General features: G+C 37.5%; 11 protein-coding genes. 8 read left to right on the forward strand and 3 right to left on the reverse strand.

Features of this window, described 5'->3' with window-relative positions; translation table 11 throughout:
• Positions 1-90: 90 nt before the first annotated feature.
• Positions 91-1680, forward strand: coding sequence for a peptide chain release factor 3 (gene prfC, locus NYR30_RS08935; protein ID WP_302500623.1), 1590 nt, complete (start codon positions 91-93; stop codon positions 1678-1680).
• A gap of 220 nt (positions 1681-1900) precedes the next feature.
• Complete coding sequence (gene arcA / locus NYR30_RS08940) at positions 1901-2614, forward strand: two-component system response regulator ArcA (protein WP_066109712.1); 714 nt, start codon at positions 1901-1903, stop codon at positions 2612-2614.
• A 61-nt stretch (positions 2615-2675) separates the two neighbouring features.
• Here the strand turns inward: arcA and zipA are convergent, their stop codons facing one another.
• Positions 2676-3779 carry a cell division protein ZipA gene (gene zipA / locus NYR30_RS08945; protein WP_302500627.1) on the reverse strand — a complete coding sequence of 368 codons (1104 nt, stop codon included), beginning with the start codon at positions 3777-3779 and terminating at the stop codon, positions 2676-2678.
• A gap of 159 nt (positions 3780-3938) precedes the next feature.
• On the opposite strand from zipA, the gene NYR30_RS08950 reads away from it, so the two are divergent.
• The 5 genes from NYR30_RS08950 to NYR30_RS08970 all read left to right on the forward strand — a co-directional run bounded on the left by NYR30_RS08950 (position 3939) and on the right by NYR30_RS08970 (position 10119).
• The gene (locus NYR30_RS08950; protein WP_302500630.1) at positions 3939-4784 is read left to right on the forward strand and encodes a patatin-like phospholipase family protein; all 846 of its coding nucleotides are present in this window, start codon (positions 3939-3941) and stop codon (positions 4782-4784) included.
• 12 nt (positions 4785-4796) lie between these two features.
• Complete coding sequence (gene cysZ, locus NYR30_RS08955) at positions 4797-5540, forward strand: sulfate transporter CysZ (protein WP_066111086.1); 744 nt, start codon at positions 4797-4799, stop codon at positions 5538-5540.
• A gap of 331 nt (positions 5541-5871) precedes the next feature.
• Positions 5872-7836 (forward strand): acetate--CoA ligase, encoded by a 1965-nt coding sequence (acs, locus tag NYR30_RS08960; RefSeq protein ID WP_302500633.1) that lies wholly within the window; start codon positions 5872-5874, stop codon positions 7834-7836.
• Between the two features lie 192 nt (positions 7837-8028).
• Positions 8029-8979: a cysteine synthase A gene (gene cysK / locus NYR30_RS08965; RefSeq protein ID WP_066109731.1), complete on the forward strand. Its 951-nt coding sequence runs from the start codon at positions 8029-8031 to the stop codon at positions 8977-8979.
• 249 nt (positions 8980-9228) lie between these two features.
• Positions 9229-10119 (forward strand): IS256 family transposase, variant Zn-binding type, encoded by an 891-nt coding sequence (locus NYR30_RS08970; RefSeq protein ID WP_437125218.1) that lies wholly within the window; start codon positions 9229-9231, stop codon positions 10117-10119.
• 92 nt (positions 10120-10211) lie between these two features.
• Here NYR30_RS08970 and tnpA read toward each other — a convergent pair whose 3' ends face one another.
• Positions 10212-10628 carry an IS200/IS605 family transposase gene (gene tnpA / locus NYR30_RS08975; protein ID WP_039083471.1) on the reverse strand — a complete coding sequence of 139 codons (417 nt, stop codon included), beginning with the start codon at positions 10626-10628 and terminating at the stop codon, positions 10212-10214.
• Positions 10629-10673: 45 nt separating this feature from the next.
• On the opposite strand from tnpA, the gene NYR30_RS08980 reads away from it, so the two are divergent.
• Positions 10674-11810 (forward strand): RNA-guided endonuclease InsQ/TnpB family protein, encoded by a 1137-nt coding sequence (locus NYR30_RS08980; protein WP_066112012.1) that lies wholly within the window; start codon positions 10674-10676, stop codon positions 11808-11810.
• Positions 11811-11950: 140 nt separating this feature from the next.
• Here the strand turns inward: NYR30_RS08980 and NYR30_RS08985 are convergent, their stop codons facing one another.
• Complete coding sequence (locus tag NYR30_RS08985; protein WP_302500642.1) at positions 11951-12361, reverse strand: MerR family DNA-binding protein; 411 nt, start codon at positions 12359-12361, stop codon at positions 11951-11953.
• Positions 12362-12389 lie beyond the last annotated feature (28 nt).

Consider the following 12389-nt stretch of genomic DNA (forward strand, 5'->3'; position numbering starts at 1 on the left):
CACATTAAATCCTATCCTACATTTCCCTCCCTTTATGGAGGGAAATGTTATTTATAACTCAATACTATTTTTTGAATTTGCTTAATTTTTATGACAACTCAAACTTTTCTTGATGAAGTAAATAAACGCAGAACTTTTGCGATTATCTCTCACCCTGATGCTGGTAAAACAACAATTACCGAAAAAGTTTTATTATATGGACAAGCGATCAAAACTGCTGGAACTGTTAAAGGTCGTGGTTCTAATCAACACGCAAAATCTGACTGGATGGAAATGGAAAAGCAACGTGGAATTTCTATTACCACTTCTGTGATGCAATTCCCTTATAACGATTGCTTAGTTAATTTATTAGATACTCCCGGACACGAAGACTTCTCAGAAGATACCTATCGTACCTTAACTGCAGTTGATAGCTGCTTAATGGTGATTGATGCAGCAAAAGGGGTTGAGGAACGTACCATTAAATTAATGGAAGTTACCCGTTTAAGAGATACACCAATCTTAACCTTTATGAATAAACTCGACCGCGATATTCGTGATCCAATGGAATTATTGGACGAAGTGGAAAATGTATTAAAAATCCATTGCGCGCCAATTACTTGGCCGATTGGTTGTGGGAAATTATTCAAAGGGGTTTATCACCTTTATCAAGATATCACCTATTTATATCAAACAGGACAAGGGCACACTATCCAAGAAGTACGCACGATCAAAGGTTTAAATAATCCAGAACTTGATAATACTGTTGGCGATGATTTAGCGCAACAATTACGTGATGAATTAGAGTTAATTCAAGGTGCAAGTAATGAATTTGAGCTTGATGCCTTCCTGAAAGGGGAATTAACACCTGTCTTTTTTGGTACCGCATTAGGTAACTTTGGTGTTGATCATATGTTAGACGGTTTAACTGAATGGGCGCCTGCACCACAACCACGTCAAACAGATATCCGCCCAGTAGCCGCAACTGAAGAAAACTTTTCTGGTTTCGTCTTTAAAATCCAAGCCAATATGGATCCAAAACACCGCGACCGCGTTGCCTTTTTGCGCATCGTTTCCGGTAAATATGAAAAAGGAATGAAACTTCGCCATATTCGTATCGGTAAAGATGTCGTGATTTCAGATGCACTCACCTTTATGGCTGGCGACCGTAGTCAAGTTGAAGAGAGTTTTGCTGGAGATATTATCGGTTTGCATAACCATGGTACTATCCAGATCGGCGATACCTTTACCCAAGGAGAAGAGTTGAAATTTACAGGTATTCCGAATTTCGCACCAGAGTTATTCCGTCGTATTCGCTTAAAAGATCCACTCAAACAAAAACAATTATTGAAAGGATTAGTGCAGCTTTCCGAAGAAGGTGCAGTACAAGTTTTCCGTCCTTTAATTAATAACGATTTAATTGTTGGTGCGGTAGGTATTCTCCAATTCGATGTTGTAGTTTCGCGCCTAAAAACGGAATATAACGTGGAAGCAATTTACGAAACTGTCAATGTAGCAACTGCTCGTTGGGTAGAATGTAGCGATGCGAAAAAATTTGAAGAATTTAAACGCAAAAATGAACAATATCTTGCTTTGGATGGTGGCGATAATCTTACTTATATCGCGCCAACAATGGTTAATTTGAATCTAACGCAAGAACGTTATCCTGACGTTGTCTTCTTCAAAACCAGAGAACATTAATCCTCACTTCATCTCCTACTTATTTTGGCGTTTTAAGCAAATAAAACGCCAAAAATTAATTACTTGAGTAACTTCTGACTTAGATCATAAAATTTCCCAATAATGTAACAAATTTAACATTTGTGGTTGTTCTTATCTTCTCTGCTCGTTAAAATATCCGGCAGTTTTTTTCGTGGATTTATAAAAGTTTTGTTAAATTATTTGTATAAGGATAAGTGCAATGACGCCTAAAATTCTGATTGTCGAAGACGAAGCAGTTACGCGTAATACGCTTAAAGATATTTTTGAAGCAGAAGGTTATCGTGTATTTGAAGCAGTTGATGGCGCTCAAATGAATCAACAACTCGCTGCTCAAAAAATCAATTTGGTTATTATGGATATTAATCTTCCGGGTAAAAATGGACTTTTATTAGCTCGTGAATTACGCGAGCAAAATAATATCGCATTAATGTTCCTCACTGGACGTGATAACGAAGTTGATCGTATTCTTGGTTTGGAAATTGGTGCTGATGATTATATTACTAAACCATTCAACCCACGCGAATTAACCATTCGTACTCGTAATCTTTTACAACGTACTATGATGGATAAAAATGCCAACAACCATAAACATATCGAAAAATATCAATTCAATGGTTGGACATTAGATATCAACAGCCGTACGTTAATTAATCCTGAAGGTGTAGCACAAAAATTACCACGTAGTGAATTCCGCGCTATGTTACATTTCTGTGAAAACCCAGGGAAAATTCAAACTCGTGACGATCTTTTAAAGAAAATGACTGGTCGTGATCTTAAACCAAATGATCGTACTGTTGATGTTACTATTCGTCGTATTCGTAAACATTTTGAAGATCATCCAGATACCCCAGAAATTATTGCGACTATCCATGGCGAAGGATATCGTTTCTGTGGCGATTTAGAATCTGTTTAATACTTTTTCTTCATAAGAAAATAGCACCTCGCGGTGCTATTTTTGTTTCTAGTAAATCTAATTATGAACGCAATAATTGTAAATATTCACTACGATGCTCATCAGTAAAAATTTCACGCTTATCATTTAAAATAAAGCCATTCAATTTTTCTGCTAGTGTTTCTGCTGCGCAACATAACATTCTGAAATTAACAATATCATTGCCTGGTGACGGTAAACGCATAAATAACGTTAAACCAATAGTTGCAAAATTATCAAAATTATTTGGATCAAAAGTCCCTGGTTGCACCATATTTGCTACGCTAAAAATAACTGGGCTTTTTACCATATTAACGTCTAAGTGGCGGTGATAAATATTGTACTCACCAAAAATAAAACCAAGATCTTCCAACACTTCATTAATATGTGTGCCATAGAATTGACGATTTTCTGGCGCTACCACATATAACATAATAAATTCAGGTTTCTTCGTTGTAGCAGCTGGTGATTCTTCAACTACCGCAGTTTTTTCTTCCACTGTTTGAACCTTAGTTTCTACTTTTACTGCTGAAGCTTCTGGTTCATGTTGTGGAGCTACTTCTGCTTGTGTTGTTTGTACTTGTGCACGCATTTCTACCGCTGAACTCGCAGCATAACGCGGTTGTTCGGTCATAGTTGGTGCTTTTTCATAGCTTACAACGGATTCAACCTGACGAGTATTCGCTGAAGTCACATTTGCCGAATGTGCTGTCGCATTAGGCAACGTAATTTTAATATTTTCTACTCGTCTTTCTACTTGAGCTTGTGATGAAACTTCATCTTCTAAAGGTAAATGCGTTTGATATGGCATTTCTGGTTCTACTGAATGAGGAACTTCTCGACTCACTTCCGCTTGTGCCTGAGAATAACCATATTGCGATTGTGGCGCATAATGATGCTGAGATTGTGGCGCTTGCGGTGGATACTCTGATGTTTGTTGCGACATCCCTTGATGCGCTTGTGGAGGATATGGTTGCTCTGATTGTTGAAAATGATGTGTATGAGGAGAACGGACTTGTTGGCGCTCAAATTGCTGTGCTGATTTCTCAAATTGTGCTTTTTCCCGACGACTTGACCAAACGCCATGACCAATTAAGATACCTAAGGCAAGCACGCCAAGCAGAATTAGTATTTGTTGTAAATCCATTGTCATTCACCCATTTTTTTATAGCTATAATGTTGAATATTTTAGCGTAAACGGCTCATAGCTTACCATATTTTTCTGGATTGTTTCTGAAAAAGCTGCATAGACATTCAGCAAAGTTACAGATAAGATCTTTTCGGATTTATGTTAGCGAGAAAATAAATGAAAGTTGGACTAGTTTTAGAAGGTGGTGCAATGCGTGGCTTATACACCGCCGGTGTATTAGACGTATTTCTTGAAGAAAAAATCAAAGTTGATGGAATTGTCGGGGTTTCTGCTGGTGTATTATTCGGCGTCAATTACCCTTCAAATCAACCAGGACGTGTTTTACGTTATAACCTCAAATATCTCAATGATAAACGCTATATCAGCTTACATAGCCTATTCACCACCGGCAACATCGTAAATAAAGAGTTTGCCTTTTACGATCTGCCAATCAATATCGATCCTTTTGATGAGCAGACTTTTATCAATTCCGGTATTGATTTTTATGCAACTTTAACCAATGTCGATACTGGTGAAGCAGAATATATTAAATTAAAACAGCCATTTAAAGAAATGGAAGTATTGCGTGCCACCTCAGCAATGCCATTTGTATCACGCATTGTGGAAATCAATGGCAAACGCTATCTTGATGGCGGCATTGCTGACAGCATTCCGCTCGCGAAATGCCAACAATTAGGCTATGACAAAATTATTGTTATCTTAACGCGACCTTTAGAGTATCGTAAGAAAAAAGTTCACCCTTGTTTGTTCAAAGCTTTTTATCATCAATATCCGAAATTGGTCGAAAAATTAAGTCAACGCTATCTCGATTATAATCAAAAGGTGGAACAAGTAATTGCCGCGGATAAACGGCAAGAGATTTTTGTCATTCGTCCGTCACAAACATTACCAATTAAACGTATTGAAAAGGATCTAACAAAAATTCAAGCAATGTATGATTTAGGTATTGCTGATGCCAGACATATTTTGCCTGAATTACATCAATATTTATCATCAACCTAAAAGGAGAAAACAGTGAATTACACTGAGATTAAACAAGGCTGGGATTATTTTATTCTCGGTTGGCATTTGATCACTAAAAAAGGCTTAAAACGTTTTGTCGTGATGCCAATTATCTTAAATATCGTGTTATTAAGTTTTGTCTTTTGGCTCTTAATGCAACAAATCGGTGATCTTACTAACTGGATGTTATCTTTTATGCCAGATTGGTTAAGCTGGCTAAACTATATTGTGACTACGCTTGCGGTCATTATGATCCTGTTAGTCTATTACTTTATTTTTACCACACTGGCAGGTTTTATTGCCGCCCCATTTAATGGCTTACTGGCGGAAAAAGTAGAATTATTATTAACAGGAAAACCCTCTAACGACGACGGTATTCTCGACTTTATCAAAGATTTGCCTCGAATGTTTAAACGTGAATGGCAAAAACTCTGGTATAGCTTGCCACGTATCGTCATCTTGTTTTTACTTGGCTTTGTGCCGCTCATAGGACAAACATTAATTCCGGTCATTTTTTTCCTATTTACAGCGTGGCTGCTTGCCATTCAGTATTGTGACTATCCATTCGATAACCACAAAATCAGCTTTCCGGTAATGAAACAACAACTGGCACAACGTAAAATTTTAAATCTTACCTTTGGCAGCTTAGTAGCGAGTTGTACCTTTATTCCGTTATTGAATTTTATTGTAATGCCGGTCGCTGTCTGTGGTGCTACTGCGATTTGGGTTGATCATTATCGTAATACTCATCAATAAACACCTATTCTAAACCTACTTTTTGTTTAACTTACAAAGGGTAGGTTTACCTACTCAGTTTATTGACAAAGTCAATTATAAAATTTTGAGCTAAATTATTTCTTATCTAAAATTTAGGTTTGTCAGCGGTCTAGGTGGTTTTTCCTCTTTTTTCTTCGTTTTTATCACATCAATTATTTTTTCATAAAAAAATATTCATTTTGTGATCTGTGTTACAACATTTTATTAACAACAAATTGCTTCTTATTTAACTTTTCTGTAAGTTGTTAATACTTTAGCGATTCGTTGAGCAGTGCATCGCTTGCTTATACTCACTAAGGAGATCATGCCTATGCAGCAATTAGATTCAATCTTAAAAGAAAACCGTATTTTCCCACCAAGCGATGAATTCCGCCAACAAGCCAATATCGGTAATAACGAACAATATCAACAACTTTGGAACTTTGCTGATCAAGATTATTTACATTATTGGGCTGACTTAGCCAGAGATCTCATCAGTTGGAAAAAACCATTTATGACCATCTTTGACGGCAGCAATGCCCCTTTTTATAAATGGTTTATTGACGGTAAACTCAATGCTTCCTACAACTGTCTTGATCGTCATTTACCCGATAAAGGGGATAAAGTCGCATTAATTTTTGAATCCGATTTCGGTCAAGTAAATACCTTTACTTATAAACAATTACATAATCGCGTCTGTCGCTTCGCTAATGCATTACGTGAACAAGGTATCAAAAAAGGCGATCGAGTCGTGATTTATATGCCAATGATTGTCGAAGCTGTTATCGCAATGCAAGCTTGTGCCCGTATTGGTGCAATCCACTCAGTAGTGTTTGGTGGTTTCTCTGCCAGCGCGCTACGTGACCGTATTGAAGATGCTGAAGCAAAAATAGTAATTACCGCTAATGGTGGTTTACGCGGTGGAAAAATTATTCCTTTAAAAGAAACGGTTGATAGCGCTTTAGAAATGGGCTGCGAATCAATTGAAAAAGTGATTGTTTATTATCGTTTAAATATTGATACCCCTTGGAAAGACGGACGCGATCTCTGGTGGCACGAACTCTCCAAAAATCAACCTGCTTTCTGTGAACCAGAATGGATGGATGCAGAAGATCCACTCTTTATTCTTTATACTTCTGGTTCAACAGGTAAACCAAAAGGCATCGTACATAGTACCGCTGGTTATTTATTAGGTGCGATCAATACTTTCCGCAATATCTTTGACAATAAACCAGAAGATGTCTATTGGTGTAGTGCTGACGTTGGTTGGATCACCGGTCACTCTTATGTCTGCTACGGTCCATTAGCCAATGGCGCCACTCAAGTTATTTACGAAGGCGTGCCAAGCTACCCTGATGCGGGACGTATCTGGCGGATTATCCAACGTCATAAAGTCAATGTGTTCTATACTTCACCAACTCTTGTCCGCTCTTTAACACGTTTTGGCGATCATATTCCACGCAAATATGATCTCTCCTCTTTACGTTTATTAGGTAGCGTTGGTGAACCAATCAACCCAGCTGCATGGATGTGGCTCTATGATGTGATCGGTCAAGGACGCTGCCCGATTGTCGATACTTGGTGGCAAACTGAAACCGGTTCGATTATGTTATCTCCTCTACCGGGCATTACCGCATTAAAACCGGGTTCTTGTACCTTACCGCAACCGGGAATTATGGCAGATGTTGTTGATGAAACCGGGCAAAAAATTACTGATTGCAGCGGTGGTATTTTAGTGATTAAACGCCCATTCCCATCAATGCTGCGGACTATCTGGAATGATGACAAACGTTATAAGAAAACCTATTTCCCTGAAGAATTAGGTGGTAAATATTATGTTGCCGGCGACTCAGCCCATCGTGATGAAGATGGTTATTTCTGGATCTTAGGACGTACTGATGACGTACTCAACGTTTCTGGACACCGCCTAGGTACTATGGAAATTGAATCCGCATTAGTGGCAAATGAAAAAGTGGCTGAAGCTGCGGTGGTTGGTAAACCTGATGAAATCAAGGGAGAAGCCATTGTTGCCTTTGTGGTATTAAATCGCTCTATTCCTGATGATGATGAAGCGAAACAAGTCGCAGAAGAACTCAAACAATGGGTATCGCAAGAAATTGGTAAAATTGCGCGTCCTGAAGATATTCGTTTTGCCGAAAACTTACCAAAAACACGTTCCGGTAAAATTATGCGTCGTTTATTACGTTCTATTGCGAAAAATGAAGTGATTTCACAAGATATTTCTACCTTAGAAAATCCACAAATTATTGGACAATTACAACGACAAATTTTGTAATTTCAGCCAATTTCACTCACACGCCAACACCAATTACTTCTGTTGGCGTGTTTTTTATGCCTGATATCCTGATTTTGCATAAGCTAAATTCCATTAAGTTATAAAATATAGCGAATAAGCATTGTTCATCTTTTCTGCTTAAGAGTAAGCTAATTCCCATATTAATTAATGAACAAATCATTAGGAGAAATTATGACTATTTATGCAGATAACTCATTAAGTATTGGACATACTCCACTTGTACGCTTACAACATTTCGGACAAAACGGTAATTTAGTCGTAAAAGTAGAAGGTAGAAACCCAAGTTTCAGTGTGAAATGCCGTATTGGTGCGAATATGGTTTGGCAAGCAGAAAAAGATGGCATTCTTACTAAAGATAAAGAAATCATTGATGCTACCAGCGGTAATACCGGGATTGCTTTAGCTTACGTTGCTGCAGCAAGAGGTTACAAAATTACTATTACTATGCCTGAAACAATGAGTAATGAACGTAAAAAATTACTCAAAAGCCTTGGGGTAAATTTAATCCTTACCGAAGGTGCAAAAGGAATGAAGGGTGCTATTGCTAAAGCAGAAGAGATTCTTAACTCTGATCCAAATCGTTATGTAATGTTAAAACAATTTGAAAACCCAGCTAACCCAGCAATTCACCGTCAAACTACTGGTCCAGAAATTTGGAATGACAGTGAAGGTAAAATTGATGTATTAGTTGCTGGTGTCGGTACAGGCGGTACTATTACCGGTATTTCGCAATACATTAAATTAGATCAAAAGAAAAATATTATTTCTGTTGCGGTTGAACCAGAAGAATCACCAATTATTACCCAATATCTTGCTGGTGAAGAATTAAAACCAGGTCCACACAAAATCCAAGGTATCGGTGCTGGCTTTATTCCAAAAAATCTCGATTTATCACTCGTTGATCGTGTAGAAAAAGTCGATAGTGAAACAGCAATCAAAACAGCTCGTAAATTACTAGAAAAAGAAGGTTTATTAGTAGGTATCTCTTCTGGTGCGGCTGTTGCAGCAGCGGATCGTTTAGCTAAATTACCAGAATTCAAAGATAAACTTATAGTTGCAATTTTACCGTCAGCAGCTGAACGTTACCTCAGTACTCCGCTTTTTGCAGATATTGAAATCTAATTCTCTTTTCTCCTGTGTGTAAAAATAAACACCTGTCGTCTTCGGCAGGTGTTTTTATCAGATTCGTGCCGTAAAACTCCGTCCTTCAGGGCGGAGATATAAGGCACAAACGGCGTAAGCCGTTTCAAACCTAACGGTGTAATAGACAAAATTGTTGCTAAAAGCAGGCTTAAAGCCTTATAGTACAAGGCTTTAAGTCCTCTTTTTGAAATATGAACAAAAAACTGCCCATTTTGCCAAAGTACAAAAATAAAGAAACATGGTACATCAAATAATATTCAGCGATATTTTTGTCCTCAGTGCCATAAGACATTTACCTTCAAAACTAAATTAGTCCCAAATAAAATTTGGTCAGATTACACATCTGGAAAACAAACCTATCAACAACTTGCCGTTAAATATCATTGTTCAGTGAGAACTATTCAAAGATATATTGATAAAGCGCCTAAAACTTCTTTAAAACCGCCTTTAAATCGATACCTGAACATTATTATGGATACGACTTTTTTCGGTCGTTATTTTGGCGTATTAGTGTTAATTGATTCGAATTCAACTAATGTGGTTTCCCATTATTTTGTTCGAACCGAAAAAGTGATTTATTACCAGCTGGCACTGAATAGATTAAGAGAAAAAGATTATATTATTCAATCAATTACCTGCGATGGTAAAAGGGGATTGATGAAGGATTTATTTAATACCCCAATACAGATGTGTCAATTTCATATGATAGCTATTGTGATGAGAAAATTAAGGAAAAAGCATCAATCTCAAGCAGGTAAAGAATTAAAACTCATTATAAAAACACTCACGCAAAGCTCAAAAAATGAATTTTATCGACGATTACATTATTGGTTTATAAAACATCAAACGTTTTTAAAAGAGAGGAATGATAAAGCCAATGAAAAAGGTTATTTTCCTTATAAACATCGTAATGTAAGAGGTGCTTATGCCAGTTTAAAGCGTTATATGGATTTTATTTTTACCTATGAGAAATATCCTGAATTAAATATAGAAAAGACGACAAATCGTTTAGAAGGATTATTTAGCGAACTTAAGAGAAAATTAAATAATCATAATGGATTAACGAAAAAGCGTAAGATATTGTTTATACAAGATTTTTTAAATAAAAAGAGTGGCTAACATTTAAAGAAAATAAATATTAGCCACAATTTTGTCCACTTGGCATAGTTTTTGATAGTTCAGCAACAATTTTGTCTATTACACCAACCTAACTAATCAGGTGTTTGTTGTTGCTCAATGTATTGGCGAATAATGGAAATCGGTGCACCACCGCAACTCCCCGCAAAATAAGACGGAGACCAAAGCTGATTGCCCCAAAGTTTTTTGCGGATGTTCGGGTAGTTTTTCTTCCTAATCATTCGGCTTGATACACCTTTTAAACTGTTTACAAGTGTAGATACAGCCACTTTCGGCGGATATTCCACAAGTAAATGAACATGATCGTCTTCACCGTCAAATTCAACTAATTTTGCTTTAAAATCATTGCAGACGCTTTCAAAAATCAATTTGAGTTCGTCTAAAATGGCTTTCGTAAAAACATCACGGCGATATTTCGTTACAAAGACTAAGTGAACATGCATATTAAAAACGCAATGCCTACCATGTCTAATTTCTGTTTCTTTTTGCATAGACCAAGTGTAAAATGTTGAAAACTTACATTCTAAACCTTGTCAATGCAACTACGCAAAGCCTTTAAGTTCGAGATAATGCCAAATGGTAGCCAAATCCGCAGAATTAAACAGTTCAGTGGTTGCTCTCGTTTTGTGTTCAATCGGGCGTTGGCTTGGCAAAATGAACAATACGAGCAAGATAACAGCTTTAAGTTCAGTTACACCAAAATCGCCAACTTGCTTCCACAATGGAAAAAAGAATTAGTTTGGCTAAAAGAATGCCATTCTCAAGTGCTTCAACAGTCTTTAAAAGACCTAGAAAGTGCGTTTAAAAATTTCTTTCAACAGCGAGCAGACTTCCCCAAGTTTAAGAAAAAAGGTTTAAAAGAGAGTTTTCGATTTCCGCAAGGTTGCAAATTAGAGCAACAAAATAACCGCTTGTATCTGCCAAAGATTGGCTGGGTTCGCTATCGCAACAGCCGAGATATCGTTGGTGAAATCAAAAATGTTACCGTCAGCCAAAAGTGCGGTCACTATTTTGTCAGTATTCAAACTGAATTTGAGTACGAAATCCCGACACATAAAGGCGGTGAAATCGGTATTGATATGGGCGTTTCACGTTTTGCCACGCTTTCAAACGGTGAATTTTTTGAGCCATTAAACGCCTTTAAAACCTACAAAGGCAAATTGGCAAAACTCCAACGCCAACTCAAAAATAAGGTTAAATTTAGTCAAAACTGGCAGAAATTAAAGGCGAAAATCGCCAAACTGCACCATAAAATTGCCAATTGTCGCAAAGACTTCTTGCATCAGACTTCAAGCAAAATCAGCAAAAACCACGCCATGATCTATATTGAAGATTTGCAGGTGTCAAATATGTCAAAATCAGCCAAAGGTACAGCGGAAGCACCAGGCAAAAATGTTGCTGCAAAATCAGGGTTGAACCAAGCGATATTAGATCAATCTTGGTTTGAGTTTCGCCGTCAGTTGGACTACAAAACGGAATGGCAAGGTGGATTTTTAGTGGCAGTGCCACCGCAAAATACCAGCCGAACTTGCCCTTGTTGTGGTCATATAGCAAAAGAAAATCGCCAAACACAGGCTAATTTTGAGTGTGTAGAATGTGGCTATACAGAAAATGCCGATGTGGTTGGAGCGTTAAATGTATTGGGGCGTGGGCGAGCTATCGTCCACGCGTAATAAAATGTCAGGGCAGGACATGTCCGTAGAGCTTGTGAAGTGAACTTCATTAGAAGTCAGCAACAAGAACCCACCGAGAGTAGCCCATTGCTTGCAATTGGCACTAGTAGGAATCCCCGTCCTTTAGGGCGGGGAGGATGTCAATAGTTATTAGATCCTTCATTTTTTAATGTTTTTATCACTAAACATTGTTCAACATTATGTTGATCACATTGCGCCATATCCGCTAACAGCGTACGAATTTGCTGTAATTCTCGAATTTTTTCATCAACTTGCTGTAAATGTTGCTCCACCATCAGATTGGCATCATAACAATCAGTATTAGGTTGATCCTGTAATGCTAATAACGTCTTAATTTCCGCTAAATCAAAACCTAATGAACGACAAGTTTTAATAAATTTCAGCTGCTGCAAATGTTTAGTGGTAAATTGACGATAACCATTACTCGCCCGTTGCGCAGGTAAAATCACTTGAGATTTCTCATAAAAACGAATGGTTTCAAGATGAATACCACTTAACTCACTGAGTTTTTTAATGGTGAAAAATTCCATAATCTGCTTGACTCCGTAGCCACTACAC

Origin of the sequence: Gallibacterium salpingitidis (assembly GCF_030517105.1) — a bacterium.
Taxonomy (GTDB): Bacteria; Pseudomonadota; Gammaproteobacteria; order Enterobacterales; family Pasteurellaceae; genus Gallibacterium; species Gallibacterium salpingitidis.

Bases quoted from the DNA above. Each gene is read 5' to 3' on its own strand.
- prfC (WP_302500623.1), top strand. From the start codon at position 91: ATGACAACTCAAACTTTTCTTGATGAAGTAAATAAACGCAGAACTTTT.
- arcA (WP_066109712.1), top strand. From the start codon at position 1,901: ATGACGCCTAAAATTCTGATTGTCGAAGACGAAGCAGTTACGCGTAAT.
- zipA (WP_302500627.1), bottom strand. From the start codon at position 3,779: ATGGATTTACAACAAATACTAATTCTGCTTGGCGTGCTTGCCTTAGGT.
- NYR30_RS08950 (WP_302500630.1), top strand. From the start codon at position 3,939: ATGAAAGTTGGACTAGTTTTAGAAGGTGGTGCAATGCGTGGCTTATAC.
- acs (WP_302500633.1), top strand. From the start codon at position 5,872: ATGCAGCAATTAGATTCAATCTTAAAAGAAAACCGTATTTTCCCACCA.
- cysK (WP_066109731.1), top strand. From the start codon at position 8,029: ATGACTATTTATGCAGATAACTCATTAAGTATTGGACATACTCCACTT.
- tnpA (WP_039083471.1), bottom strand. From the start codon at position 10,628: ATGCAAAAAGAAACAGAAATTAGACATGGTAGGCATTGCGTTTTTAAT.
- NYR30_RS08980 (WP_066112012.1), top strand. From the start codon at position 10,674: ATGCAACTACGCAAAGCCTTTAAGTTCGAGATAATGCCAAATGGTAGC.
- NYR30_RS08985 (WP_302500642.1), bottom strand. From the start codon at position 12,361: ATGGAATTTTTCACCATTAAAAAACTCAGTGAGTTAAGTGGTATTCAT.